Annotated in this window: 23 protein-coding genes; 18 read left to right on the top strand and 5 right to left on the bottom strand. The window is 63.0% G+C overall.

Translation table 11 applies throughout. The features are described 5' to 3' along the window. The 4 genes from QB898_RS11825 to QB898_RS11840 form a co-directional block, all read left to right on the top strand. On the top strand, positions 1–2000 hold a 2000-nt coding region (locus tag QB898_RS11825; protein ID WP_279525118.1), incomplete at its 5' end, for a site-specific DNA-methyltransferase. Positions 2001–2011: 11 nt separating this feature from the next. Next, the gene (locus QB898_RS11830; RefSeq protein WP_279525119.1) at positions 2012–2656 is read left to right on the top strand and encodes a DEAD/DEAH box helicase family protein; all 645 of its coding nucleotides are present in this window, start codon (positions 2012–2014) and stop codon (positions 2654–2656) included. Beyond that, complete coding sequence (locus QB898_RS11835; RefSeq protein WP_279525120.1) at positions 2653–2868, top strand: DUF2274 domain-containing protein; 216 nt, start codon at positions 2653–2655, stop codon at positions 2866–2868. Before QB898_RS11830 ends, QB898_RS11835 begins: the two co-directional genes overlap by 4 nt. Before the next feature lie 322 nt (positions 2869–3190). Continuing rightward, complete coding sequence (locus QB898_RS11840; protein ID WP_279525121.1) at positions 3191–3532, top strand: hypothetical protein; 342 nt, start codon at positions 3191–3193, stop codon at positions 3530–3532. Positions 3533–3594: 62 nt separating this feature from the next. Here QB898_RS11840 and QB898_RS11845 read toward each other — a convergent pair whose 3' ends face one another. After that, on the bottom strand, positions 3595–4341 hold the full coding sequence (locus tag QB898_RS11845) for a hypothetical protein (protein ID WP_279525122.1): 747 nt from the start codon (positions 4339–4341) through the stop codon (positions 3595–3597). A 286-nt stretch (positions 4342–4627) separates the two neighbouring features. Between QB898_RS11845 and QB898_RS13485 the strand changes: the two genes are divergently transcribed. Then, positions 4628–4843: a restriction endonuclease gene (locus QB898_RS13485; RefSeq protein ID WP_428982818.1), complete on the top strand. Its 216-nt coding sequence runs from the start codon at positions 4628–4630 to the stop codon at positions 4841–4843. On the opposite strand, the gene sbcB is transcribed toward QB898_RS13485, so the two are convergent. Next, the gene (gene sbcB, locus QB898_RS11850) at positions 4795–6267 is read right to left on the bottom strand and encodes an exodeoxyribonuclease I (RefSeq protein ID WP_279525123.1); all 1473 of its coding nucleotides are present in this window, start codon (positions 6265–6267) and stop codon (positions 4795–4797) included. The two genes, QB898_RS13485 and sbcB, sit on opposite strands and share 49 nt — an antisense overlap. Positions 6268–6528: 261 nt before the next feature. Between sbcB and QB898_RS11855 the strand changes: the two genes are divergently transcribed. Next, a complete protein-coding gene (locus QB898_RS11855; protein WP_279525124.1) occupies positions 6529–7683 on the top strand; it encodes a BMP family ABC transporter substrate-binding protein in 1155 nt (384 codons plus the stop codon). Positions 7684–8312: 629 nt separating this feature from the next. Here the strand turns inward: QB898_RS11855 and QB898_RS11860 are convergent. Further along, positions 8313–9179 (bottom strand): hypothetical protein, encoded by an 867-nt coding sequence (locus QB898_RS11860; RefSeq protein WP_279525125.1) that lies wholly within the window; start codon positions 9177–9179, stop codon positions 8313–8315. A gap of 262 nt (positions 9180–9441) precedes the next feature. Between QB898_RS11860 and QB898_RS11865 the strand changes: the two genes are divergently transcribed. From QB898_RS11865 to creD, 3 genes are all read left to right on the top strand, one after another. Beyond that, the gene (locus QB898_RS11865) at positions 9442–10515 is read left to right on the top strand and encodes a S66 family peptidase (RefSeq protein WP_279525126.1); all 1074 of its coding nucleotides are present in this window, start codon (positions 9442–9444) and stop codon (positions 10513–10515) included. A gap of 188 nt (positions 10516–10703) precedes the next feature. After that, positions 10704–11027: a hypothetical protein gene (locus tag QB898_RS11870; RefSeq protein ID WP_279525127.1), complete on the top strand. Its 324-nt coding sequence runs from the start codon at positions 10704–10706 to the stop codon at positions 11025–11027. Continuing rightward, a complete protein-coding gene (gene creD, locus QB898_RS11875; protein ID WP_279525128.1) occupies positions 11024–12463 on the top strand; it encodes a cell envelope integrity protein CreD in 1440 nt (479 codons plus the stop codon). The genes QB898_RS11870 and creD overlap by 4 nt, the downstream gene beginning before the upstream one ends. A gap of 95 nt (positions 12464–12558) precedes the next feature. On the opposite strand, the gene QB898_RS11880 is transcribed toward creD, so the two are convergent. Then, positions 12559–13428 carry a Tim44 domain-containing protein gene (locus tag QB898_RS11880; protein WP_279525138.1) on the bottom strand — a complete coding sequence of 290 codons (870 nt, stop codon included), beginning with the start codon at positions 13426–13428 and terminating at the stop codon, positions 12559–12561. 365 nt (positions 13429–13793) lie between these two features. On the opposite strand from QB898_RS11880, the gene QB898_RS11885 reads away from it, so the two are divergent. From QB898_RS11885 to QB898_RS11910, 6 genes are all read left to right on the top strand, one after another. Continuing rightward, entirely contained in the window at positions 13794–14243 is a 450-nt protein-coding gene (locus QB898_RS11885; RefSeq protein ID WP_279525129.1) for an FKBP-type peptidyl-prolyl cis-trans isomerase, read from the top strand. Continuing rightward, positions 14236–15288, top strand: a complete 1053-nt coding sequence (gene ispH, locus QB898_RS11890; RefSeq protein WP_279525130.1) for a 4-hydroxy-3-methylbut-2-enyl diphosphate reductase — start codon at positions 14236–14238, stop codon at positions 15286–15288. The genes QB898_RS11885 and ispH overlap by 8 nt, the downstream gene beginning before the upstream one ends. Before the next feature lie 301 nt (positions 15289–15589). Next, positions 15590–15850: an AbrB/MazE/SpoVT family DNA-binding domain-containing protein gene (locus tag QB898_RS11895; RefSeq protein WP_279525131.1), complete on the top strand. Its 261-nt coding sequence runs from the start codon at positions 15590–15592 to the stop codon at positions 15848–15850. An 11-nt stretch (positions 15851–15861) separates the two neighbouring features. Continuing rightward, the gene (locus tag QB898_RS11900) at positions 15862–16296 is read left to right on the top strand and encodes a type II toxin-antitoxin system VapC family toxin (RefSeq protein ID WP_279525132.1); all 435 of its coding nucleotides are present in this window, start codon (positions 15862–15864) and stop codon (positions 16294–16296) included. A gap of 20 nt (positions 16297–16316) precedes the next feature. Continuing rightward, entirely contained in the window at positions 16317–18497 is a 2181-nt protein-coding gene (glyS, locus tag QB898_RS11905) for a glycine--tRNA ligase subunit beta (RefSeq protein ID WP_279525133.1), read from the top strand. A gap of 11 nt (positions 18498–18508) precedes the next feature. Continuing rightward, the gene (locus QB898_RS11910; RefSeq protein ID WP_279525134.1) at positions 18509–19153 is read left to right on the top strand and encodes a hypothetical protein; all 645 of its coding nucleotides are present in this window, start codon (positions 18509–18511) and stop codon (positions 19151–19153) included. Between the two features lie 485 nt (positions 19154–19638). On the opposite strand, the gene def is transcribed toward QB898_RS11910, so the two are convergent. Next, positions 19639–20166, bottom strand: coding sequence for a peptide deformylase (def, locus tag QB898_RS11915; RefSeq protein ID WP_102283575.1), 528 nt, complete (start codon positions 20164–20166; stop codon positions 19639–19641). Between the two features lie 238 nt (positions 20167–20404). Between def and QB898_RS11920 the strand changes: the two genes are divergently transcribed. The 3 genes from QB898_RS11920 (at position 20405) to QB898_RS11930 (ending at position 24439) form a co-directional block, all read left to right on the top strand. Next, the gene (locus QB898_RS11920; protein ID WP_279525135.1) at positions 20405–21766 is read left to right on the top strand and encodes a LysM peptidoglycan-binding domain-containing protein; all 1362 of its coding nucleotides are present in this window, start codon (positions 20405–20407) and stop codon (positions 21764–21766) included. A 126-nt stretch (positions 21767–21892) separates the two neighbouring features. Then, positions 21893–23083 carry a DNA-processing protein DprA gene (gene dprA / locus QB898_RS11925; RefSeq protein ID WP_279525136.1) on the top strand — a complete coding sequence of 397 codons (1191 nt, stop codon included), beginning with the start codon at positions 21893–21895 and terminating at the stop codon, positions 23081–23083. Positions 23084–23641: 558 nt separating this feature from the next. After that, positions 23642–24439 carry a DUF1269 domain-containing protein gene (locus tag QB898_RS11930; protein ID WP_279525137.1) on the top strand — a complete coding sequence of 266 codons (798 nt, stop codon included), beginning with the start codon at positions 23642–23644 and terminating at the stop codon, positions 24437–24439. Positions 24440–25107: the final 668 nt, after the last annotated feature.

Here is a 25107-nt window from a genome sequence, read left to right on the forward strand (position 1 = left end):
AACAGCCAACAGCCAACAGCCAACAGCCAACAGCCAACAGCCAACAGCCAACAGCCAACAGCCAACAGCCAACAGCCAACAGCCAACAGCCTGACGCATGCGCTGCGCCGGGCTTCAGCGCCGATGCGCTGAAAGAGCGCGCCCGCACCCTCACGGCGCTGCTGCGGCAAGCCGCGCCTGAAGCCATCAGCGACGGGCAAATCGACATCCGCCGCCTGCAACAACTGCTGAAGCCTGACCAACCCGATCCGCCCGCCGCGCAAGAACATTACGAACTGGGCTGGGCGGGCAAGGCTGCCGCCCGCCGCGAAATCCAGCAAACCACCAGCGACACCCTGCTGCCCGACGCCGGCAACCCGCCGCAAGCGCCGCACATGCTCATCGAGGGCGAAAACCTGCAAGTGCTGCGCATCCTGCAAAAAAGCTATTACGGCAAGGTGAAGATGATTTACATCGACCCGCCGTACAACACCGGCAACGACAGCTTCGTTTACCCCGACGATTATTCGGAAACGCTCGCCGAATACCAGCGCCGCACCGGCGATAAAAACGAAGCCGGTTTTCTCAACCGGCAAAGCCTGTGGAAGAAAAACACAAAAGAAAACGGCCATTACCACAGCGCCTGGCTTTCCATGATGTATCCGCGCCTGTATCTGGCGCGCAACCTGCTGCGCGACGACGGCGTGATTTTCATCAGCATAGATGACAATGAGGCGGCGAATTTGAAGCTGCTTTGTGATGAGATATTTGGGGAGGAGAATTTTGTCGCGCAGTTCATTTGGGAGCGCGCATATTCACCAAAAAATGATGCCCGCTATGTTTCCAATAGTCATGATTATGTTTTTATGTATGCGCGCTCTTTGAATTGTTTTTCCATTGGCAGGCTGGAGAGAACAGAAGAGGCAAATGCGCGTTACTCAAACCCCGACAATGACCCGCAAGGAGTTTGGAAGCCAAGCGATATGTCGGTAAAAACTTATAACGCCACAAACGATTATCCAATTGTCCTTCCTTCAGGAAGGATAATTGAGCCTCCAACATCTAGATGCTGGAGCCTCTCTGAAAAAGCTTTTTCAGAGAGGCTCGCAGATAATAGGATTTGGTTTGGCGCAGATGGAAATAGTGTTCCGCAAATAAAAAGATTTCTTTCCGAGTTGAAGTTTGAAGGCATGGCGCCAACTTCAATTTTCTTTTACAAGGATGTTGGACATAGCCAAGAAGGCACAAAAGAGGTTGTTTCTCTATTTGATGGGAAAGGAAGCTTTGATGGTCCAAAACCTGTAAGATTAATCAGGCGTTTGATTAGACTATCCAATCTTCATCCAGATTCAATTGTCCTCGACTTCTTCGCTGGCTCCGGCACCACCATGCAGGCGGTGATGGAGCTGAATCTGGAAGACGGCGGCAACCGGCAGTGCATTTGCGTGCAGATTCCCGAAAAGCTGGAAGAAAACAGCGAGGCATACCAAGCCGGCTACCGCAGCATTGCCGACATTACCCGCGCCCGCATTGCCAAAGTCATTGAAAAGCTCAAAAAAGAGCAGCCGGAAAAAACCGCCGGCCTGGCCTGCGCGCAATTTACGCTGTCGCCCAGCCATTTCAGGCAGTGGCGCACGGATGTCAAAGAAGACCAACTGCACGGGCAGCTTGAAATCTTCCGGCAATCAGAAAAGACATCGCCGCAAACAGGCCACGCGCAAACCGCCATGCTGTCCGAGCTGCTTTTGAAAATGGGCCTGGGCGCATTGGGCGTGCAGGCCATTGCCAAATCCGAAACCGTGGCGGGCCTCACGGTTCACCGCGTTTTGCTCAATGACAACCGGGAGCTTTGGCTGTGCTTTGAACCCTATCAGTCCGCATTGAAGGACGAAATCGCCAAAGCGCGCCCGGCGCAAGTGGTTTTGCTCAATTCCTGCTTTACGGGCGAAAAGGCGGACGAGCAACTGGCCAATTTGCAACTGGAATTGCAGGGGCTGGGTATTGCCCTGACCGTGATTTGAAAGGCGCCGCCATGAATGAAAACAAAGCGACCCTGCCGGGCGGCTTGCGTTTGCAATTCACGCCGCAGGATTATCAAACCCGCGCCGTGAGCGCTGTGGTGCAGGCTTTTGAAGGCCAGCCCATCAGCAGCCCCGGCTTTCGCCTGCAACAGACTTCGGGCAGCGTGGAATATGCGCCCGATGGCAGCATTGCCAACCAGCTTTTGCTGACGGAAGAACAGATTTCGCAGAACGTGCAAAAAATACAAAGGGCAATGGCGGAAGAGCAGGAAAAACAGGGCCGGAAACCCATGCCCGTGATTGAAAAGATGGCGGCTGATCGCAGAAATGAAGGAAAAAAAGAATGGTTTTGCCCCCATTTCACGCTGGAAATGGAAACCGGCACGGGCAAAACCTACACCTTCATCAAGACCATTTACGAGCTGAACAAGGTATACGGTTTCAGGAAATTCGTGATCGTGACGCCCAGCGTGGCCATACGCGAAGGCGCCCAGGACAGCATCAATCAGGTCGGCCAAGAGATGACCCGGCGCAACATGAACATCCAGCCGACGCTGACCGAACGGCCGGGCCTGCCGGTTCGCATCATCGTCAACCGCGATCTGGTGCTGCGGCCCTACCAGCCACTTTTCTTTAACAGGGGGACTTCACGATGACGACGCGCAAGTTGCGGCTGGGGCCGCTGCCGAAAACGGAATCCACGAAGCTGACCTTTGCCTGCCCGGCCAGCCTGAAAGCCGACCTCGACCGCTACGCCGCGCTGCACGCGCAGACCTATGGCGAAGCGGTCGATACGGCAACGCTGATTCCGTATATGCTAGAGGCGTTTATGGCGGGGGATCGTGGATTCAGGGAGGGAGCTAGGTAGCAGTAACAAAAATCTGAACGGAATTCTATAATATCCATTATTAAACAGAAATAGACATTCAGCCTATCCAGAATATTTTGGCCTACCCTAAAGCCTTAGGGCTGCAAGTGTTTTCTGCTGAACGAGCGCGTTTAGATTACCGTTCTTAGGATGACTGGCGATGACCTGCACTATTGATTCGGCCATCATTCATATTGAATTATCCGGATACAACACAGCAAGAACAGGGCTTGCGGAGGTGCGGCATACAACTATTTGAGGGCCTGATCTATAAGCCGTCTATTTGTAGTTTTGTTTTTAAATCCAACATTATCGGAAAATTATGGCTATCACATACACGGAAGAAAAGAGCGCAGAATGGAACGCCTTTAAGGTAAATGGTGGATCCATAACATTTGAAATCGACCGCACAGACATCTCTCACGATGCAGCGTTTGAGACTCTGGCTTCTTTGCAATCGAAGCTGAGAACAGGATTTGAAATCCCTCCAACTTCATTGATCGAGACACCCGAACTTCAAGCACTTATTCAGCTCCATGGCTCAGAATGGGACTGCATCCTCTGTCGCATTTACCTTGCTGGCGGAAAGGTCGTTTATCGTCAACTTGAGAACGGCAAGTACGAGGCTGTCTGCACGGTTTCCGCAGTACAACAATTAATTTAAGTCAAAGCTGCCTCGTTGCGCGGATCAATTCAAGAGTTGGAAGTGCCGCACTGAGTCCAGGGTCAGGCCGGGTTTGCATATTCGATCAAAACCAGTTTTTGGGGCTTCTTCAGTTCTTTAATGAGGTTTTCGCTACGCTCCTTAATATCTTGCTTCAGGTACGAGGAAACCTCTGCAAGGCATCGGAGCAAATCCATAGTCAAGGCAAGATGGTAGTGCCTTGTGTGTTGTACGCCATCTATGTCGATAGCGATGACACCCTGATTATCGACAAAATAGGAGACCTGGTGACGATCGTGCTCTAGCTCCTTATGTGCATACTGCTTATTTCTGAGGTTGTCGAATTTCTCGTGTGCGAGCTTTAGATCTTCATTGCCCTTGAATACACGCAAATGGTCGAGCTTGGAGCGCCCATCCCCTCCGGCAAACATCTGAATATATCCAACAACTATGCCGGAAAATAAAACTTCAAGGCTCTGCCACAGTTTTGGACTCAAAAACGCCAGTACGTACATTTTTCCAGAACGCCTCACCATTCCCCATATGGCCTCCCGATCCATGTCGAGTTGGGTTGGAGGAGGGGCATCCTTGAGAATTTCCTCAAAACTGGCAGGGATATCCGGCGGCATTGGAAATTTCTGCTTTGGAGCGGGATGGGGTTCAATTATTTCCGCGATCGCCTGGAGTGACTGCATCAGTTGATGCACCTGATAGCTCTGCTCAATCCTGTCTTCCAGTGACTTGATTTTTTCCTGAAGCCTCTTGTCACCAACGAAAGCCTCATGGTTTTTAGGAAACAGCTTGCTCATTGATTGCGCCATTCTGTCCTCGCATCAGATCCTGATGAATATCGAAAAATCAGGAAATTCTACTGTACGATAGTATCTCTTTGGTATCCGCGAATCTGGGCAGCACGGAATTGGGCATTCGTCGCCATAGCACGCCCCGACTTGCTTTCCCAAGGCTCTCATGTGGCTCCCAGCCCACTACGCCGGATCGCCTGCAAGCAGCACAAAACAGAGCTAACCTATTGCCCCGTATATGGTTTCAAGCTTCGCGTGATTTGCATGAAGGGCTTGACGCCGGCCCTTTTTTGTGGCGGAGACCAAGTTCAGTACGGCAAACAAAAACCTGCGCCGGGATGAACGCCTCAAGATTGCCTGCGGACACAAGCATTTCGGGCTGGCGCAGGCGGTGGCGTTCGCTGCGGTGAACTCGCTGGATGCGCTGAAAGCAAAGACAACCGGTGCGGGCTGCGCTGGTCAGGCCGCTTCATCCAGCCCTTCGCCCAGCATTTCGCCCCATTCGTAGAGCGCGCCGAGGATGTCTTGCGAGCGCTCGTCTTCGCGCGCTTGCGCCAGCGCGTCGATGCGGTCGAAGTAGCTTTGCAGGGTGAGCGCGCCGCCCGCGCCGTGCAGCAGGCGGGCCTGGCAGTGTTCGCGCCAGCGGCGCTGCTCGTCGGGCGTGAGGCTTTCGGGGCGGTTGCGGGCGCGCCAGCGCCAGACCAGCTCGTGCAGGCGCGCGTCGTCAAAGCCGGGCAGGCGGGGCGGCTCGCTGCTGCCGGGCTTGAGGGCGCGGTGCAGCTCGTCCAGGCGGCGGCGGTCGTCGCGGCTTGTGAAGCCGCCATAAAGGTCTTCGTCCACGTCCACGGCGGCGGCTTCGGGGCGGGCATAAACCTGCTGCCACAGCGCGCTCAAGTCCGGCAGGGCGCGCAAGTGCTCCAGGTGGGTTTGGGCCTGGGCAAAGTCGATGCCCCATTGCCGCGCCTGTTCAGGCCGCAGGGTTTTGAGGGCGGCGATGACGATGGGCGCCTTGTTCAGGTGCACGCCCTTGATGGGCAGGCGCGGCGTGCCTTCGGGCAGCTCTTGCGCGGGGGTGAACAGGCGCTGGCGGACTTGCTCGGGCGTGAGGGCGGCCAGCTCGGCGGGGTCGTGCATCAAGTCCCAGGCCAGCACTTCGTTTTTGTTGGCCGGGTGCATGGCCAGCGGGGCCATGAGGGCGATGCAGCCGCGCGCCGCGCCGAACATGCCGCTGACGTGCAGGAAGGGCCGCGCCGAGGCCACGGCAGCGGGCAGGCCCATCTCTTGCGCCACGCGCTCTTTGCTGCGCAGGGCCAGGCAGAAGTCAAAAAGGCGCGGCTGGCTTTGGCGGATGAGGCGGGCCAGGGCAAGGGTGGCGCGCACGTCGGACAGGGCGTCGTGCGCGGCTTCATGCGCCAGGCCGTTGGCGGCGGCCAGGTGTTCGAGCTTGAAGCTGGGCAGGCCGTCTTCGCCCGTGGGCCACTGCACGCCTTCGGGGCGCAGGGCGTGGGCGCAGCGGGCCACGTCGAGCAAATCCCAGCGGCCATTGCCGTTTTGCCATTCGCGCGCGTAGGGGTCGATGAGGTTGCGCCACAGCAGATGGCGCGTGACTTCGTCGTCAAAGCGGATGCTGTTGTAGCCCACGCCCACGGTGCCCGGCTCGGCCAGCGCGGCGTTCACGCGGGCGGCAAATTCGCTCTCCGGCAGGCCGCGCTGCGCGCAAAGCTGCGGGGTGATGCCGGTGATCAGGCAGCTTTCAGGCTCGGGCAGCGCGTCTGCCGCAGGGCGGCAGTACAGCATGAGCGGCTCGCCCGTTTCGTTCAGATCGGCATCGGTGCGGATGGCGGCGAACTGCGCCGGCCGGTCGCGGCGCGGATTGGCCCCGAAGGTTTCGTAGTCGTGCCAGAGAAAAGAAAGAGGCGGCGTGGCTTGCATGCGACAGCGGGAGCGTCAGGAAAAGGGCCGCGATGGTACGGCGGCTGGCAGGCTGCGGGGCCTTGCAGTCAAAGGAGCCATCAGCGCACGGACGGTGGAGTGCATTTTTCAGCGCGGTTTTGAGGCCGTGCGGTTTTGCGGTGCGTGAAAGCAAAAGGCATCAAAAGCGCCGCCTGCCTACAATCGCCGCCGCCCGCGCGCCAGCTTTGCCCCGGCTGGCGCGCGGTTTTCATTTCATCCGGGGCCATGTCGAGGACAACCATGTACAAAAACCTCCCCGCCGCGAGGGCACGCGCGGCGATTTCCCTTTCTGTGCGGGCTTGCGCAGCTGCCTGCCTTGTGCTGGCCGCTGCTTCCCAGTCTGCCCTGGCTCAACCCGCCTTGGCCCAGCCTGCAAGCGCGCCCGAAAGCGCGCCGCTGCAAGCCGCCTGGGTTTACATGTCGGTGGTGCCGCCTGCGGGCTGGACGCGCCAGCACGATCAGGCCCGCCTGCAAGCCGAGCGCGCGCTGGGCGGGCGCGTGCAAACCAGCGCCGTGCCTGATGTGCCCGAAAACGCCGCCGATGCCGAGCGCGTGCTGCGCGATCTGGCGCGGCAAGGCAAGCGCGTCATCTTCACCACCAGCTTTGGCTACATGCAGCCCGTGATGAAGGTGGCGGCGGAGTTTCCCGGCGTGAAATTCGAGTGCCTGACCTGCCTGCACACCGCGCCCAATGTGGCCGTGGCCAATGCCCGCTTTTACGAAGGGCGCTATCTGGCCGGCATTGCGGCGGGCCGCATGAGCGAAAGCGGGCAAATCGGCTATGTGGCCGGTTTTCCCATTCCTGAAGTGCTGCAAGGCATCAACGCCTTCGCGCAGGGCCTGCGCAGCGTCGCGCCCAAGGCGCGCGTCAAGGTGGTGTGGCTGAACGAATGGTTCAACCCGCCGCGCGAGCGCGATGCGGCCATGACGCTCATCAACCAGGGCGCCGATGTGCTGGCCTTTCACACCGGCTCGACCGCTGTGATGGCCGCCGCCCAGGAGCGCGGCAAGCTCGCCGTGGCCTACCACTCCGACATGCGCATGGCCGCGCCCGATGCGCAGCTGCTGGCCGTGACGCACCAGTGGGGCGACTACGAAACGCGCCGCCTGCAAGCCGCGCTGGACGGCACATGGCAAAGCCAGCGCCTGTGGGGCGGCGTGAAAGACGGCATGGTCAGCGTGGGCCACTTCGGCCCGCGCGTGCCCGAAGCCGTGCAAAAGCAGGTGCTTGCCCGCCAGGCCGACATGGCCGCAGGCCGCCTGCATCCTTTTGCCGGCCCCTTGCGCGACAACACGGGCCGCGAAGTGCTGCCCGCCGGGCAAACGCTCACGGATCAGCAAATCATGGAAATGAACTGGCTGGCCGAGGGCGTGCAAGGCACGCTGCCGCACTGAAAACCGGCTCAAAGTTCGCCTGAGGGAGCGACAGGCGCAGCCTTGGGCGCTTTGGGGCCTTGCAGCCGCCTTGCCGGGCCGCAAGCGCTGCCTGCCGCCCATCCCGGCCCGCGCTTTTGCTCTCACGGTCAGGCTCTGAACCGGTTCTGAGGGCGCGGGCAGAGGGCTTGGCAAGGGGCCAGTTCAGCTCCTTGATTCATAGCAAGACGTCCTAGTGCTGCGGGCGCAAGAGCCGTTTTCATGCCCTTGAATTCGCTCCTCTTTCTATCCTCTTTCTGATGTGCATGCAGGCGGCGTCTTGCTTGAAGCGGCCTGCCCCGGCCATCAAGACGAAACAACGCCGCAAGCTCCGGCGCGGCCTGCGCGAAGAGCGCTCCCGCCCCTGACCCGTCTGTTCCTGACGAACGGAACGCCCGCGCTGGCGGAAAAGGGAAAGCCGCCTTCAGTTCGCTCCCGTATTCATAGCGTTATGTCCTGGTGGAATGTGCGCAAACGCCGTTTTCGGCCTCTTGAATTTGCTCCTGCTTTTGATGGGCCAATCCCCCGCACTGGCGGGCAAAAAGCGCGTGGGCCGAGGCCGCGCCCCAATCTGCTCTTTCTGCACTCGCGGACAGATTGCGTACAGGCGCTTACGCGGGGGCGCTGCCAGCGTCGTCGTCTTCGCCAGCGGGCAGGGCTGGGGCGGGAAGGCTGGGCGGGGCGCTGGCCGGGCGGGTCAGCCAGGTCTGCAAAAAGGCGGGGAAGGCCCGCACGGGCAAGGGCGAGGGGCCGTCGTGCCGCCAGCGCACGCGCCAGGCGCTGGCGGGGCCGGGCATGGGCAGTTCGGCGTCCAGGGCCAGGGTGCCGCTGGTTTTGCCGCTGCCGGGCGCGCCCAGCAAGGCCAGCCAGTCCTGCACGGGAATGGCGGGGCCGTGCAGGCGCAGCAGCCAGCCCCGGCCGTCTTGTTCCGGGGCGCGGTCGGCCTGCCACCACAGGGTGATCAGGGGCGGCTGCGGGCTGGCGGGCTGGCTGTCTGACGCGGGCGGCGCGGTGAGCGGGTTGGCGCCAAGCATGAGGGTGCCGCGCAGGTGCTGCACGCGGTCGCGCATGAGGGCAAGCTGGACGGCGGGCAGGCGCAGGGCATGGGCGGGCCGGCCTGCGGCAGGCAGGGGCAGTGCGCAAGGCTCGCAGTGCAGGATGAGGATGGGCGCTTCGTTCAAGCCCTTGCCCCGGGCGGGCAGCCAGGCGATATCCAGCGGGCCGTAGCGGGTGCGCAGTTGCAGGCCGTCAAGCTGCGGGCCGAGCCAGGGAGAGGTGCCCAGCCAGGCCAGTTGCACGGCGCTGGCGCGTATGGCCCAGGGGCCGCTGCCGAGGGTGATGGCCCATTCCCCCGCCTGCGGGGCGAGCGCGGCGCGCAGCAGCGCCCAGGCCATGAGCGGCAGGGCGGCCAGGATGGCGGCCGCGCAGGCAAGAACGCGGAGCCAGCGGCGGCGGGCGAAAGAGGTTGGGGCAGGCATGAGCGAAGCAGGGAGCGGGGGTGGCGGTGGCGTTCGGGGCCGGTTCAAAGTCTGTGCGCGGGCGCAAAAAGCGTGGGTGGTATTGGGCGGGGCTGCCGTGTTGCAGACAGTCAGGCTGGTCTGCGCTTTGCAGCCCATGCCGATTCGCGGTCCCTCACTGTTAAACCTTATCATCCATATGGTAACAGTAAAGCCATTTTAATTCCTGCAAGCGCCGGGCCTGATATTAAGGGGTTTTGCCGCAGACAAAAGAAACCCCTGCATGCCAGAGAAATATTGGGAGAAACCTGTGAGGGTAAAAAAGATCGCTATTGTCAGCCCTTCGCTGGGCTTGCTTGGCGAGCCGTTTGTGAAGCACGAGAAAGAAATAGGCTTCAGGCGTTTGCGTTCATATGGAATAGAAGTGGTTGCCGCTGCAAATGCCTGCAAGGGCATTGAGTTTCTCAAACGCCATCCCGAAGCCCGCGCGCAGGATTTGCTGGATGCTTTTCGTGATCCGTCTGTCGATATGATACTGTGCGCCATTGGCGGAGATGACACCTACCGGCTGCTGCCGCATTTGTTTGAACATGATGAATTACTGCATGCGGCCAGCAATAGCCAAAAAATTTTTCTCGGCTTTTCCGATGCGACGGTAAATCATTTTATGCTGCATAAAGCAGGCATCCATACGTTTTATGGCCAGTCGTTTCTGTCGGATGTGTGCGAGCTTGAAGATGAAATGCTGCCGTATTCGCGGAAGTATTTTGAGGAATTGCTCGCAACCGGCACAATACGAGAGATACGCCCGAGCGATGTCTGGTATGGTGAACGCACGGCATTTGATGAATCGCAAATTGGCGTCAAACGGGTGCGGCATCCGAATCGCGGATTTGAATTGTTGCAAGGCAATGCCGTATTCTCCGGCAAAATCCTGGGCGGCTGCATCGAGACAATATATGATCTGTTTGACCATGCCCGCCATGATGACAGCCCTGCCCTGTGCCGCCAGTATGATATTTTCCCGAGTGTTGATGACTGGCGTGGCAAAATACTGCTTCTGGAATCAAGCGAAGAGTGCGCCAAACCTGAAATCTATCAAAAGATGCTGCAAACATTGAAAGCGGCCGGCATTTTTGAAGTTGCAAATGGCGTTCTTGCCGGAAAGCCAATGAATGAGGTGCATTATGAAGAATACAAGCGCCTCTTGATAAGCGAAATAAACAAGCCGGATTTGCCGGTTATGTATAACTTGAATGTCGGGCACGCAACGCCGAGGTGCATTGTTCCGTTGAATGTTGAAGCAACGGTTGATGCCGCAAGGCAGGTCATAAGGTTTGCATGGGGCAGAGAATAATCTTGAGGGTAAAAAATCGATTTCTGGTCTTGAGCAGGCTTCCAGAAAGGCATGCAGGCATTAAAAACAGGAGCAAATTCATGACCCCGGAAAACGGCTCCCGCGCTCTTTCCACTAGGACGTATTGCTATTGATTAAGGAGCAAATTCGGGCTTTGGGTCTGTAGAGGCGAAGGAGTGGAATTGGGCATGCCCTGCACTGCGCGGGCGGCCCTTGAAGGCGGGTGGTTTGAAGGCAATGTGAAGCGGCCCGCCGCACAAAGCCTGCGTGCGGCGGGCGTGAAGGCGAATTTCATCGCCTCCGCGCAAAACGGCGCGATCATCGCGGCCTTTGTCGAGTCTGTTTGCCATCTGTTTTTCAGATGCAAAAAACGCGGCCCCGGGCGGTCTGCGGACAGTCAGGCCCGTCTGCGGCTTTCGCCTTGCGGCCCATCTCGATTCCCGCGCTGTTGCCCTCGCGGTCAGCTGGCAGGCAGGCTCTCTCATTTGAACCGGAAAAGGAAAAAAACATGACCTTGCGCCTGACGGCCTGGCGCGATTCGCTGCTGGCCAAAACCGCTTTGCTCTTTGTGCTGTGGCTTGTGCTGTGCATTCCGCTGAGCGAAATTCTGGGGCTGATCCGCGAGCGCGGCGACAGCCAGCGCCGCGCCGCTGAAGAGCTGGCGCAAACCCACGTGGGCGCGCAGACGCTGGCCGCGCCTTATCTGCTGGTGCCTTATGTGGAGCGCTGGCGCGAGCCAGTGCGCGATGACAAGGGCCAGATCACGGGCGAAGAGTTGCGCCAGCGGCAGGACGTGGCCATCGTGTTCCCCAAAACGCAAACGATGCAGGGCGCGCTGGCCACGCAAGAGCGCTACCGGGGCATTTTCAAAGTGCCTTTCTACCGGCTGACGGCCAAGGTGCAGGGCGAAATTCCCCCGTTTGACGTGGACAGCCTGCCGCATAGCGTGGAAGGCTCGCAGATTGAAGTGGGCGGCGAAGCTGGCGCGCCGGTGCTGGTGCTGTCCATGTCTGATTTGCGCGGGCTGGAAGGCGCGCCGCAGCTTGAAGCCGCCGGGCAGGCGCTGACGCTGGAGCGCGGGCTGCCCCGGGCCGCGGCGCAATCCGCGCTGGCCGCTGGCAGCGTGCAGGCGGCGCTGTCGGGCCAGGCGCTGGATACCTGGCAGCAAGGGCAGGCGCTGCCCTACGTGCTGGATATGACGCTGGCCGGCCAAAGCCATCTGGCCGTGGCTCCGCTGGGCGAGGACACCACGGCGCAGCTTTCATCGGCCTGGCCGCACCCGGGCTTTGGCGGGCGCTTTCTGGCGGCTGAACGCACGGTGAGCGATACGGGCTTTGAGGCGCACTGGCGCATCTCTTCCCTGACCACGCAGGCGCGCGCCCAGCTGGCCGCAGCGCTCAAGCAGGAAAAAGCGGCGAACCTGGAGCGGCTGGAAACCTTTGATGTCACGCTGACGCAGCCCGTGAACGTGTATTCCATGAGCGAGCGTGCGGCCAAGTACGGCGGCCTGTTCATCGCGCTGGTCATCATGGCCGCTTTCATGGTGGAGCTGTTCAAGCGCCTGCGCCTGCACCCCGTGCAGTACGGGCTGGTGGGGCTGTCGATCGCCGTGTTCTTCTTGCTGCTGCTGGCGCTGTCGGAAAAAATGGCCTTCGCTTGGGCCTACGCGGGCGCGGCGGCGGCCAGCGTGGCGCTGCTGGGCTTGTATTTCAGCGCCGTGCTGGGCGGCGCGCAGCGCGGCGGGGCGCTGGCGGCTTACGTGGCCGTGCTCTACGCGGCGCTGTATGGGCTGCTGGCTTCTGAAAACAACGCCCTCTTGCTGGGCGCGCTGCTTGTGTTCGCCATGCTGGCTGCGCTGATGCTGGGCACCCGCCATGTGGACTGGTGGCAGCTGGGCGGCGGCAAGGAGCGGGGCATCGAGCCGCCTGATTTCCCGGAGCAGGGCTGAGAGCTTGCTCAAAGCCTGTCCGTGGGTGCAAAAGCGCGCCTGGCCCCGCCTGCCAGGCCGCGCCCCAAGGGGGGTGGGTTTCCGTAAGCCGGTTTTCAGGACAAAGGCTGGATGCCCGCCACCAGCCAGCCGCCAGGGCCGGTTTTGGGCTTGGTCATGTTCCAGGCTTCGCGAAATGGGCTGGGGCCGTTGCCGTCTTCGGTGATAAGGCCGCTGAATTCGACGCTGGCCATGTATTCGGCAGGCAGCTCCTCAATGCCCAGCAGCTGCGCTTGCAGCATGTTGACCACGGTCTGGCTGGGCTGGCCGCCGCGCTCGGCCAGGCGGGCGCGGGTTTCGGCCAGCATTTCATCGGTCATCATGGCGCGCAAGGCGGCTTCGTCGCCCTTGTCCCAGGCGGCCTGAAGCGAGATGAAATTGCGCCGCGCCGCTTCGGTAAAGCCCGCAATATCAAAGCCGGCAGGAATGCCCCAGCCTTGCGGGCCGGAAAGGGCCGAGCCGATCATGGAGCCGCCTGCGGTCGTGGCCGTGCGCTCCCACGGGCGGGCGCTGGCATCGTTGCCTACCTTGGCCGGGTTGTAGGAATTGGCCGCTGGCCAGGCGGGGCCGCCTGCGGCCTGGGCTGCGCCGCCGCGCCGCATGCGCAGCACGGCCATGCCCGCCATGACGAGCAGGGCAATGAGCAGCACATTGGCGAAGCCCTCGCCCAGCCCCAGGGCGTTGGCCAGCCAGGCCAGGCCCAGGCCAGCGGCCAGGCCGCCCAGCAGGCCGCCCCACTGGCGGCGCGGCTGTTGGGCGGCCTGTTGCTGGCCGGGCGCGGCTGGCTGCTGGCGGGCCGCTTCGCGCTGGGTGACCTGGCTGGACTGGCGGCCCGCCGATCGGCCGCCGCCCAGGCGCGCGGCCTCGGCGTCGAAGCTGAATGCGGCCAGCAGCGCAAAGGCCAGCGCCAGCGCAATGAGGCGCATGATGTGTTGCAGGAAGTGGCGCGCGGGGCGACTCGGGAAGGCAGATGTCATGGCAGGTGTCTCCTGGTCAGAAAAAAGAAAAGGGTTCGCGCGCCTGAAGAAGGGGGCGCAAAGCGGGGATTCAAGCGGGGATGCCCGGGCAGGCGGGGCGAAGGTTGCCCGGCGCGGACAGACCGCAAACAGTCTCTCAGGCCCAAGCGGGCGGCGATGATAGGACCCCGGAAGACGCACCCGCGCCAAAGCCTGCTTGCCATCGGACAGAAGGCAAACCGATTCTGATGAGCGGATAGCCGGGCGGCCAACAGGCTTTCAGGGGCATTTCTAGAATCGCGGCCAGCTCACTCAAACCGCACCAGCTGATTTTCATGAACGTCATTCATCCGGGCGCTTTTCTCACGCTGCATTACCGCCTTGCGGGGCCGCAAGGCGATGTCGTCAATACCTTTGCGGGGCCGCCGGCCACGCTCACGCTGGGCACAGGCTCGCTGGCGCCCGCGCTGGAGCAGCGCCTGCTGGGGCTGGCCGAAGGCGCGCGCGCCACATTCGAGCTGCCCGAAGGCGAAGTGTTTGGCCAGCGCAACCCCGACATGATCCAGTGGCTGCCCCGCAAGGAGCTGGACGAGCTGGACGCGCCCGACGCCGCCTATGCCGTGGGCGAAGTGCTGGAGCTGGCGCGGCCTGATGGCCAGGGCACTTTTGCGGGCGTGGTTCTGGCCGTGCGTGACGATGGCGCGGTGCAGCTGGACTTCAACCACCCGCTGGCAGGCCGCCCCGTGAGCTTTGAAGTGCAAATCATCGGGGTGATGAATGACTGAAGCGGCGGACGCCGCCAGCGGCATTGCAAGCGCTGTTGCAAGCCGCATCGAAAACGGCATTGAAAACGCGCAAGGCCAGGATGCCGAAGTGCTGCTGGCCGCGCCGCGCGGCTTTTGCGCCGGCGTGGACCGGGCCATTGAAATCGTGGAGCGCGCGCTGGCCAAATTCGGCGCGCCCATCTATGTGCGCCACGAAATCGTGCACAACACCTACGTGGTCAATGACCTGAAAGCCAAAGGCGCCATCTTCATCGAAGAGCTGGACGACGTGCCGCCCGGCGCCACGCTCATCTTCAGCGCCCACGGCGTGCCCAAGGCCGTGCAGCGTGAAGCCCAGCAGCGGGGCTTTCGCATCTTCGACGCCACCTGCCCGCTGGTGAGCAAGGTGCATGTGGAAGTGGCCAAGCTCCACAGGCAAGGCTACGAATTCATCATGATCGGCCACAAGCGCCACCCCGAAGTGGAAGGCACGCTGGGCCAGCTGCCGCCCGGCACGATTCACCTGGTGGAAACGGAAGAAGACGTGCAGCGCGTGCAGCCCTCGCAGACCGAAAAACTGGCCGTCGTCACGCAAACCACGCTCAGCGTGGACGACGCGGCCAGCATCACCGCCGCCGTGAAAGCGCGCTTTCCGCAAGTGCGCCAGCCCAAGCAGCAAGACATCTGCTACGCCACGCAGAACCGCCAGGACGCGGTGAAAGTGATGAGTCCGAAGGTGGATGTGGTCATCGTCGTGGGCAGCCCGACCAGCAGCAACTCCAACCGCCTGCGCGAGGTAGCCCGCCGCCTGGGCACTGAAAGCTACATGGTGGACAGCGCCGAAGACCTGCGCCCCGAATGGGTGCAGGGCAAATCCCGCATCGGCCTGACGGCAGGCGCGTCAGCCCCTGACATTCTGGTGCGGCAGGTGATTGAGCGGCTGCGCGCGCTGGGCGCGGTATCGGTGCGCACGCTTGAAGGCGTGCAAGAAAGCATGAAATTCCCGCTGCCCAAGGGGCTGAAGCTGGACGGGCAGGAAGCCAGCGGCCTCCAGCACCTGCGCTGAGAGCCTGTTTGCCACCCGCCTGTGGGAGCGCAAAGAGCGTGGACAGGGAGAAGTCTGCGGCCTTGCAAATCCCCGCTGGGCCGCAAGGGATGAGGCGCTGGCAGCGAGCGCATTGATTTGCTCTTTTATCTATAGCTATACGTCCTAGTGAAATCAGCGCAGGGCAGCATTTAAGCCCCTCTTAATTTGCTCCTGCTTTTGATATATCTGCAGGCCGCAAGCAGGTTCCGTGGCAAGGGCTGCGCCGTGATGGGCGTATCTACAATTGCCAGCTTTGTATAAACACACGGCAAGGATCGCCATGCAAACCCAACTGGGCAAATGGGGCAACAGCACCGGCTTGCGCATTCCGGCGGAAATGCTGGTTCATCTGGGCGGCGACAAGAATGCACGCGTTGAAATCAGCCCGCTGCCTGAAGGCGGGCTGCTGATCAGGCCCGTGGTGCAGGCGCAGCCGTGCAGCAAAACGCCCGCCGAATGGGCCGAGCAGTTGCGCGCTTTGCAACGCTCCATGCCCGTGGGCCACTCCGTCGTGCGCCAGATGCGCGATGAAGAACTGTGAGCCGCACGCGCATGACCATCGCCCGCACCTATGTGGATACCCCCGTGCTGATGGCCCTGGTGTGCCCCGAACCCGAATCGGAGCGCGCGCTGCGGTGGCTGGGTTCCTGCCAGTGGCAGGAGCTGCTGATTTCGCCTTGGACGCACGCTGAACTGGCTGGCGCTCTGGCCGTCAAGCAGCGTTTGCGGCAGCTCAGTGCGGCCAAGGCGCAGCAGGCGCTGGAGCAGGGCCGCTCCTTTTTGTCCAACGTGCCGTGCGCAGACATCACCCTGGCTGACTTTGATGCCGCTGCCGCGCTGTGCGCCCCTGCTGCCGCCAGATTGCGCGCGCCGGATGCCCTGCATCTGGCCGTGGCCGCGCGCAGCGGCTGCAACGCGCTGGCTACTTTTGACGCCGGCATGCAAAAAGCCGCCCGCAAGCTGGGGCTGGCATCCGTCTTTTTTTGAAGCCCTTTTCTTTCCAGAGCATGACTACACAAAACCTCCTCGTCGAACTCTTCACCGAAGAACTGCCCCCGAAGGCGCTGCAAAAGCTGGGCGAAGCCTTTGCCGGGCGGCTGCTGGAGCAGCTGCGCGCGCAGGGCCTGGCCGCCGAAGGCGCGCAGGCCACGCCTTACGCCACGCCGCGCCGGCTGGCCGCGCACATCACGCAAGTCAAGGCCCGGGCCGATGACCAGCCGCGCCGCATCAAGCTCATGCCCGTGAGCGTGGGGCTGACGGCAGACGGCCAGCCCACGCCCGCGCTGCTGAAAAAGCTGCATGCCGTGGGCGCTGACGCCGCCGCCGTGCCCCGCCTGCAACGCGCGCCGGACGGCAAGGCCGAGGCCCTGTTTCTGGACAGCGTGGCGCCCGGCGCGAGCTTGCAGGCCGGCTTGCAGGCGGCGCTGCATGAGGCCATCGCCAAACTGCCCATTCCGAAGGTGATGACCTACCAGCTGCAAAGCGGCACGCCCCTGCCCGGCTGGGACAGCGTGCAGTTCGTGCGCCCCGCGCATGGCCTGCTGGCGCTGCACGGCGCAGATGTTGTGCCCGTAACCGCGCTGGGCCTGACGGCGGGCCGCCTCACGCACGGCCACCGCTTTGAAGCGCAGGCCGATCCCATCGAAATCGCCCATGCCGACGACTACGCCCGCGCCCTGCGCGAGCAAGGCGCGGTGATTGCCAGCTTTGCCGAGCGCCGCGCCGACATTGCCGCGCAATTGCAAGCGGCCGCCGCACAGGCCGGCCAGCAGCTGGGCGAAGAGCTGAATCCCATTCAAGACGAGGCCCTGCTCGATGAAGTCACCGCCCTGGTGGAGCGCCCCAAGGTGCTCATCTGCCAGTTCGAGCAAGAGTTTTTGCAGGTGCCGCAAGAGTGCCTCATCCTCACCATGAAGGCCAACCAGAAGTACTTTCCGCTGCTCGACGGCGCGGGCCGGCTCGCCAACCGCTTTCTCGTGGTCAGCAACATCAGCCCGCAAGACGCCGGCGCCGTCATCGGCGGCAACGAGCGCGTGGTGCGCCCGCGCCTGGCCGACGCGCGCTTTTTCTTCGAGCAAGACCTCAAAAAAACCCTGGAAAGCCGCGTGCCCGGCCTGGCCAAAGTCGTCTATCACAACAAGCTGGGCACCCAGGGCGAGCGCAGCGAGCGCGTGCGCCAGATTGCCCATGCCATCGTCAATCAGCTGCGGCAGGCGCAATACCCCTACACGCCCGAAGACAAAAGCGCCTTTGACGCGCTGGACAGCAAAGTCCAGCAAGCCGCGCGCCTGGCCAAATGCGATTTGCTCACCGACATGGTGGGCGAATTTCCCGAGCTGCAAGGCGTGATGGGCGGCTACTACGCCCGCCACGAGGGCCTACGCGACGGCGTGGCCATCGCCATTGAAGACCACTACAAACCGCGCTTTGCGGGCGACGCCCTGCCGCGCAACCACACCGGCTGCGTGCTCGCGCTGGCCGACAAGCTCGAAACCCTGGTGGGCCTGTTCGGCATTGGCAGCCTGCCCACGGGCGACCGCGACCCCTTCGCGCTGCGCCGCCACGCGCTGGGCGTGCTGCGCATCCTGGGCGAAAAGCGGCTGCCGCTGGAGCTGCCCGCGCTCATTGCCGCTGCCGTGCCCGCCTTTGGCAGCCTCATACAAGACCCCGCGCAGCCGCTGCTGGCCTTCTTTGGCGACCGCCTGGCCGTCAGCCTGCGCGAGCAGGGCTACAGCGCGCAGGAAGTGGACGCCGTGCTGGCCCTGCCGCTGGGCCGCCTGGGCGATGTGGCCGCGCGCCTGGCGGCCGTGCGCGCCTTTGCCGCCCTGCCCGAAGCCGCCGCGCTGGCCGCTGCCAACAAGCGCATCGGCAACATCCTGAAAAAAGCCGAAGCCGAAGGCCCCGTGGACGCCCACGTGAACGAAGCCCTGCTTCAGGAAGATGCCGAAAAATTCCTTTACGCCGCCATGCAGGCCACCGCGCCCGCTGCCAGCGCGCAGTTCGAGGCAGGCGACTACACCGCCAGCTTGCAAACCCTGGCCGCCCTGCGCGCGCCCGTGGACGCTTTTTTTGACGACGTGATGGTCAATGCCGAACAGCCCGATCTGCGCCTGAACCGCCTGGGCCTGCTCAAAATGCTGCACCAGGCCATGAACCGCGTGGCCGACCTGGCCCGGCTGGCGGCCTGAGGCAGCCCCCCATGAGCGCCCCCGCAGCGCGGCAGCCGGCTGCACCGCGCACGCCGGAGCAGGATCGCGCGGCGTGGCGCGCGCTGATCTGGACGGCTGCCCCCGTCATCGCCACCCTTGCGCTGCGCGCCAGCCTGCAAGGCCACGCGGGCGAAGCCATGCAAGGGCCGCATGGCGCGCTGCAACCCTTGCGCGAAGCCGCCCAGGCCGCCAGCGCCGGGCAGGCGCTGTGGCTCGCCTCGCGCCCCTTCATCCTGTCAGCGGCCGCCTTGCTGGCCTTGTGGCTGGCAGGCCGCCAGGCGTTGCGCCGCTGCGGCTGGCAACGCTTGCGCCCCGCCGCCCTGGCCCTGTGGCTGCTGCTGTGGCTGGCCGCCGCAGCCTGGCTGGTGGCCAGCCACCTCAACCGCACAGGCCGCAGCGCCCAGCCCGCGCAGATCGCACAAGTGCTGCTCGTGCGCGAAATCGCCCCCAGCTCGCGCGGCCCCGGCGGCGCCGAGGTCTATGTGCAGACCGGCCCCGGCGCCCCCGCGCTGCGCGTGCTGGCCGAGGGCCGCGCCATGTCCGACTTTCCGCAGAACAGCGCCGTCACCCTGCGCCCTTGGCGCGGCCGCTGGTGGGGCCGATGGGCGACGGTAGAGCGCGCTGGCGAGAACTGAAAAGGGCTGGGCATCCGCCCGCAGGCTGTCTGTGGGTGCGGAAAGCGTGAACTCAGGCGGCAGGCTTCGGCAGTCCTGGGTGTGCCAAGCCTCGCCGGACCACAAGGCGCACCTGCGCCTTGCAGCCCATCCCGAACTGCCGCTTCTCAAGGCCAAACTGCGGGCCAGGCCGTGAACCGGTTTCAAAAGGCAACCGGCTCCCAAAATCATGGCCGCCCCGGCCCGTACCACAGACGCCAGAGCGGACGCGGCGGATGGAAACAGCCCCAGGCAGGCTCCGCATGCCAGACACAATCAAAAAAGGAGCAGATTTGAGGGGCTGAAACGCAGCCTCGCGCAGATTCCACTAGGACATTACGCTATATATAAAGGAGCTAAAAGCCATGCCCTCGACTTGATTTACCCGCAGGCGGCTTTTCTTCCCATCTTTGAACCGCGCTTTGCCCCCTGCGGTCTGGCCATGAACAGGCCCCCAGCGGTGGCCGTCAGGCGGCTTCCTTGGCCTGCTGCGCGGCCAGGCGTTCGGCCTTGAGCATCTTGGTCTTGATGCGGTTGCGCTTGAAGGCGGAGAGGTAATCGATGAACAGCCTGCCCTTGAGGTGGTCCATTTCGTGCTGAATGCACACGGCCAGCAGGCCATCGGCCTCGATTTCGCGCGATTGGCCGTTTTCATCCAGCGCCCGCACCTTCACTTGTGCAGCGCGTTCCACGCCGTCATAGACGCCGGGAATGGACAGGCAGCCTTCCTCGCCCTTGACGCGCTCTTCGCTGGCCCACAGCAGCTCGGCGTTGATGAGCGCGATGGGCTGGTTGCGTTCTTCGGACACGTCAATGACGATGACGCGCTCATGCACATCAATTTGCGTGGCGGCCAGGCCGATGCCCTTGGCCTCGTACATGGTTTCGAGCATGTCGGCCACCAGGGTGCGGATGCGGCCATCCACCGCCTGCACGGGCTGCGCCACTTTTTGCAGGCGCGGATCGGGAAAGTGAAGAATGGGAAGAAGCGCCATGAAGCTTAGAGAACCTGTTCACAGTCGGCCCGTGGTTTGCGAGAAGCGGCCCGGCTGACCAGCCTGTGCGCAAAAACCACGGCAAATGACGCAGCCAGCTTAAGCTGGCTGCAAAAAATGTGGCTATTTTCTTTATTTTTTGCTTTTCGCGTTGGCTTCACGCGCCACATCCGTTGCTCCGACACATTCGTTGAATGCAAAATACAGGCGCTTAGTCAAGAATACAAGCTGCAAAACAATGAAACACACCTTTGCGGATCTCCCCAAGCGCCTCGCTCTGCCTGTCCTGGCGGTGCTGGCCGCCGCCGTGGCCCTGCCCGCCCAGGCGCGCTTCCCCAACTACCCCATCACATCGCAGCAGCGCGCTACCGCACAGAAAGTGGCGCAAGACGGCGTGCCGCTGTCCGCGCTGGCGCCCAACGCGCCAGACGAATACACGGTGCGGCGGGGCGATACGCTGTGGCGCATTTCAGGCTTGTTTCTGCGCTCGCCCTGGCGCTGGCCTGAACTGTGGGGCATGAATATCAACGACATTCGCAACCCCCACCTGATCTATCCGGGGCAGAAGCTGTATCTGGACAAGTCCAATGGCCGCGCTCGCCTGCGCCTGATGCGCCCGCTGGACGGCACGAATGGCACGGTGCGCGTCACGCCGCAAACCCGCGTGGAAATGCTTGACAGCAGCCCGCTGCCCACCTTGCAGCCGCACATGATTGAGCCGTTCCTGACCGAGCCGATCGTGGCCGATCTGGAAACCTTCGAGAAAGCGCCGCGCATTGTTGCCCGCACTGAAAAGCGCGTGCTGGTGTCCGAGGGCGACCGCGCCTACGCGCGCGGCCCGAAGGATGCGCCGCTGAAAATCACGCCGAATGAAACCACGCTCTACCGCGTGTTCCGCCGCGCCGTGCCGCTCAAGGACCCTGAAACCGGCGAAATCCTGGGCTACGAAGGCCAGTTCGCGGGCAAGGTGAAACTGGTGCGCAACGAAACCATTCTGGACGAGCGCGACAAGAAAAAAGCCAACGACGAGCGCAACTCCGAATTTGACCCGCCCCGCGTGCCCGCTTCCGGCATGCGCAGCGCTGGCGAATACACCGATGCCGAGCTGATCCGCATGGGTTACATGTCGGCGGATGGCTCCACGGTCAAAGGCACGCCCGTGCCCGCCACGGTAGACGTGATCAGCACCAAGGAAGAAATCAAGGCGGGCGACATCCTGGTGCCCGAGCCGCCGGAAGAATTCCGCAGCTACACGCCGCATGCGCCGCTGTATCCGGTCAATGCGCGCGTGGTCTCCATCTACGGGCCGGGCGTGAACTACGCTGGCTCCTTGCAGGTGGTGGCCATCAACAAGGGCCTGCAAGACGGCGTGGAAAAAGGCCAGGTGCTGGCGCTGTACACCGTGGGCAAGAACATCAAGGACAAAACGGATGGCAACCGGATCATCCGCCTGCCGGATGAGCGCAACGGCATCGGCATGGTCTTCCGCGTGTTCGACCGCGTCTCCTACGTGCTGGTGATGGAATCCTTGCTGCCCGTGGAAGTGGGCGACAAGCTGATCAATCCCACCGACATGGAAGGCGCCGACATCGTGAACTGATCCGGCGGGCGCGCCGCGCCGCATTCCTGCCGTAACCGGTTTTCCCAACCGTCTTTCCGCGCCCGCCGCCCGGCCCCTTCCGGACGGCGGGTTTTTTCATTCAGCTGCGCCATCTTTTGCCCCGCCATGCCTCCTGACGAACTCGCCGCCTGGCTGCGCCTGACGCTCACCCCTGGCGTTGGCAATGCCACGGCCCGCCGGCTGCTGGCCGCCTTTGGTCTGCCGCAGCAAGTGTTTGCGCAAAGCGCCAGCGCCTTGCGGCAAGTCGTCACGGCCGCCCAGGCTTCGGCCCTGCTCCAGGAGCCGCCCGGGCTGCCCGCCCAGATTGAAACCACCTGGCAGTGGCTGATGCAGCCTGGCGAAGAAGCTGGCGGGCCGCAGGATGCCGCCGTCACGCGCAGCATCGTCACACTGGGCGATGAGAACTATCCGCCCAGCCTGCTCGCCACGGAAGACCCGCCCCTGCTGCTGTATCTCATGGGCCGCTGCGACTGGCTCCAGGCCACGGGCTGGCCTGCCGCGCTCGCCATCGTCGGCAGCCGCAATCCCACGCCGCAAGGGCAAATCAACGCCCGCCAGTTCGCGCAGGCGCTGGCCGGGCAGATGGCCGTCGTCTCCGGCCTGGCCCTGGGCATCGACGGCGCGGCGCATGAAGGCGCGCTACAGGGCGCGCAGCCGGAGCGGCTGGCCACCATTGCCGTCATCGGCACGGGGGCCGATCGCGTCTATCCGGCGCGCCACCGCGATCTGGCCCACCGCATCGCCCGGCAAGGCCTGCTGGTCAGCGAATACCCGCTTGGCACGCCGCCAGCGGCAGCCAACTTTCCCAAGCGCAACCGCATCATCTCCGGCCTTTCGCTGGGCGCGCTCGTGGTGGAGGCAGCGCTGCAATCGGGTTCGCTCATCACGGCGCGGCTGGCTGCGGAGCAGGGCAAAGAGGTCTTCGCCATCCCCGGCTCCATTCACGGCACGCAGTCGCGCGGCTGCCACGCCCTCATCCGCCAGGGCGCCAAGCTGGTGGAAACCGCGCAAGACATTCTGGAAGAGCTGCGCCTGCCCGCCTCCCGGCCCGCGCCCGCTGCACCCGCCACGCCCGCCCCATCCACGGCGCCCACCGTCAGCGCCCCGCCGCCAGCCGGAGGGCCGCACGCCAGCCTGCTGACCGCCCTGGGCGCCGACCCGGCCAGCCTGGACGCTTTGCAGGCGCGCACCGGCTGGCCCACGCCCCAGCTGCAAGCTGCCTTGCTGGAGCTGGAACTGGCCGGCCAGGTTGGCCGCCTGCCCGGCGGCTTGTTTCAGCGCTTGGGCGCGGCCTGAGAACCCCGGTTCGCAATCTGTCCGTGGCAGCAAAAGGCGCGAAGCCGGGCCGCGCCAGCGTCAGAACCTGGTTGCAGCCTGGCTGCGAGCCTGGGCAGGCAGGCGTGGCCAGCAGGCAAAAGGTTGCGCCCCGGAAAGGGTTACACAGGCTGAATGGCATCAAAAACAGGAGCAAATTTAGGGGATATAAAAATGCCTCTCGCGCAGTTTCCACTAGGACATCATGCTATGGATAGAGAAGCAAATAGCGTCCTCTGCTCATGTCTGATCCTGCTCAAGCCGCCCTTTCACTCCTTCCACCCCTCCACAGTCAGCCTCTGAACAAGCTCCAGGGCCGCCGCACACCGGCCTGCGGCCCACCGCTACGGATGAAAACAGGCCCGGAGCAAGAATCGAAGCAACAAAGCATTACATCCCGGCTGCCGCCACAGTCTTGCAAGCGGCCCAATGCGGGGCATCTGCGCAGGCAGCGCATGGCAGACATGCGTGCGGCCGGGCCGCCCGGCCCGGTCTTCCCGCCTTTTCCCAACTGCAAACAAACCCTGAAAGGAAGCCGCCATGAACAAAATCCTGGTTGCCGTGTTTGACACCGAAACCGCCGCCTATGAAGGACTGAGCGCCCTCAAGGAGCTGAACGCCAGCGGCGACATCACCCTCAACGCCACCGCCGTCATCGCCAAAAGCGCCGACGGCGCGCTCGGTCTGCGCCAGGCCGCCGAACAAGGCCCCGGCAGCACGGCGCTGGGCCTGATCACCGGATCGCTGATCGGGCTGCTGGCAGGCCCTCTGGGCTTGGCGCTGGGCGCCACCGCTGGCGGACTGACGGGGCTGCTGCTGGACTTGCGCCGCGCAGGCATGAGCGAGGAATTCGTGCAGGAAATCAGTGAAAAACTGGCGCCCGGCAAATCCGCCGTGCTGGCCGACATGGATGAAACCTGGACCGTGCCCGTGGACACCCGCCTGGAGCCGCTGGGCGCCGTCGTCGTGCGCCACCTGCGCGCCGAAGTGGAAGAAGACCAGCTAAACCGCGAAGCCGCCCAGATCAAAGCCGAGCGCGCGCAGCTCAAGGCCGAACTGGCCGAAGCCAGCGACGAAGCCAAAACCAAAGTGCAGGCGCATTTGCACGCGCTGGAAAAAAAGGCCCAGGCCCTGCAAGCGCGCGCGCAAGCCGCCCTGGAAGACATACGCAAGGAAGCCGAACACAAAACCACCGCCATGCAGGCGCAAATCCAGACGGCCAGCGAACGCCAGAAAGCCAAGGTGGAACAACGCCTGAGCGCAGCCAAAGCCAGCTATGAAGCGCGCACCGCCAAACTGAAGCAGGCTTGGGAAAGCTTCAAACAGGCCCTTTCATGAGAGCAGGGAAAGCGCTAATTCAGCTCCTATTCCAATAGCGAGATGTCCTAGAGAAACGGGCGCGATCGGTATTTTTTACCCTCATGATTTGCTCCTGTTTCTGACATTCCCAGCCCGGCCCGCGCCCCGCCGCGCGCCGGGCTTTTTCTCGCCCAGCCAGCCTGCGCCGCCTTGCGGACAGGGCATGAGAAAAGCCGCTTTTCCCGCCGCTTTTGTGCGCGGCCCTGCGCCGCCCAGCAGCTTTGGGGCGGCGGCATCTTTGAGCAGCGGCATCCGGATCAGCCCATCGAAAAAGCCCGACTGCCCCCCAAGGCGGGCTTGCTCCCTCGCTATCCATTCAAAAAAAAGTGCACCGCCCGCCTAAAAATATGAAACATTTCAGCGCCAAGGCCTCTGTCGCAGCCGAACGCGATTAGCATACGCACTCGCACGCATTCATACGCATATGCGTGCCGTAACAGCCTGCCCCGCTTTCGTTTTCAAACTTTCCTTTTGCTGAGGCCCTTCATGAATGTGACCATTTCACCCCAGCCGCTGCAACCACTGCCGCCACCGCCGCCGTCACCTGCCGCTCCCAGCGCCTCGCCCGCCCCGGCAGCGCCCCGGCGCGAGCCGCACGGCCATGAGCAGCCGCCTCATTCAGGCCCCTCGCCTGCGCTGCCGCCTTA

It is taken from the genome of Ottowia cancrivicina, from assembly GCF_029813755.1.
GTDB classification, from domain to species: domain Bacteria; phylum Pseudomonadota; class Gammaproteobacteria; order Burkholderiales; family Burkholderiaceae_C; genus Ottowia; species Ottowia massiliensis.

Coding starts and splice junctions, on each gene's coding strand:
- QB898_RS11830 (WP_279525119.1), top strand. CDS start 2,012: ATGAATGAAAACAAAGCGACCCTGCCGGGCGGCTTGCGTTTGCAATTC.
- QB898_RS11835 (WP_279525120.1), top strand. CDS start 2,653: ATGACGACGCGCAAGTTGCGGCTGGGGCCGCTGCCGAAAACGGAATCC.
- QB898_RS11840 (WP_279525121.1), top strand. CDS start 3,191: ATGGCTATCACATACACGGAAGAAAAGAGCGCAGAATGGAACGCCTTT.
- QB898_RS11845 (WP_279525122.1), bottom strand. CDS start 4,341: ATGAGCAAGCTGTTTCCTAAAAACCATGAGGCTTTCGTTGGTGACAAG.
- sbcB (WP_279525123.1), bottom strand. CDS start 6,267: ATGCAAGCCACGCCGCCTCTTTCTTTTCTCTGGCACGACTACGAAACC.
- QB898_RS11855 (WP_279525124.1), top strand. CDS start 6,529: ATGTACAAAAACCTCCCCGCCGCGAGGGCACGCGCGGCGATTTCCCTT.
- QB898_RS11860 (WP_279525125.1), bottom strand. CDS start 9,179: ATGCCTGCCCCAACCTCTTTCGCCCGCCGCCGCTGGCTCCGCGTTCTT.
- QB898_RS11865 (WP_279525126.1), top strand. CDS start 9,442: ATGCCAGAGAAATATTGGGAGAAACCTGTGAGGGTAAAAAAGATCGCT.
- QB898_RS11870 (WP_279525127.1), top strand. CDS start 10,704: ATGCCCTGCACTGCGCGGGCGGCCCTTGAAGGCGGGTGGTTTGAAGGC.
- creD (WP_279525128.1), top strand. CDS start 11,024: ATGACCTTGCGCCTGACGGCCTGGCGCGATTCGCTGCTGGCCAAAACC.
- QB898_RS11880 (WP_279525138.1), bottom strand. CDS start 13,428: ATGCGCCTCATTGCGCTGGCGCTGGCCTTTGCGCTGCTGGCCGCATTC.
- QB898_RS11885 (WP_279525129.1), top strand. CDS start 13,794: ATGAACGTCATTCATCCGGGCGCTTTTCTCACGCTGCATTACCGCCTT.
- ispH (WP_279525130.1), top strand. CDS start 14,236: ATGACTGAAGCGGCGGACGCCGCCAGCGGCATTGCAAGCGCTGTTGCA.
- QB898_RS11895 (WP_279525131.1), top strand. CDS start 15,590: ATGCAAACCCAACTGGGCAAATGGGGCAACAGCACCGGCTTGCGCATT.
- QB898_RS11900 (WP_279525132.1), top strand. CDS start 15,862: ATGACCATCGCCCGCACCTATGTGGATACCCCCGTGCTGATGGCCCTG.
- glyS (WP_279525133.1), top strand. CDS start 16,317: ATGACTACACAAAACCTCCTCGTCGAACTCTTCACCGAAGAACTGCCC.
- QB898_RS11910 (WP_279525134.1), top strand. CDS start 18,509: ATGAGCGCCCCCGCAGCGCGGCAGCCGGCTGCACCGCGCACGCCGGAG.
- def (WP_102283575.1), bottom strand. CDS start 20,166: ATGGCGCTTCTTCCCATTCTTCACTTTCCCGATCCGCGCCTGCAAAAA.
- QB898_RS11920 (WP_279525135.1), top strand. CDS start 20,405: ATGAAACACACCTTTGCGGATCTCCCCAAGCGCCTCGCTCTGCCTGTC.
- dprA (WP_279525136.1), top strand. CDS start 21,893: ATGCCTCCTGACGAACTCGCCGCCTGGCTGCGCCTGACGCTCACCCCT.
- QB898_RS11930 (WP_279525137.1), top strand. CDS start 23,642: ATGAACAAAATCCTGGTTGCCGTGTTTGACACCGAAACCGCCGCCTAT.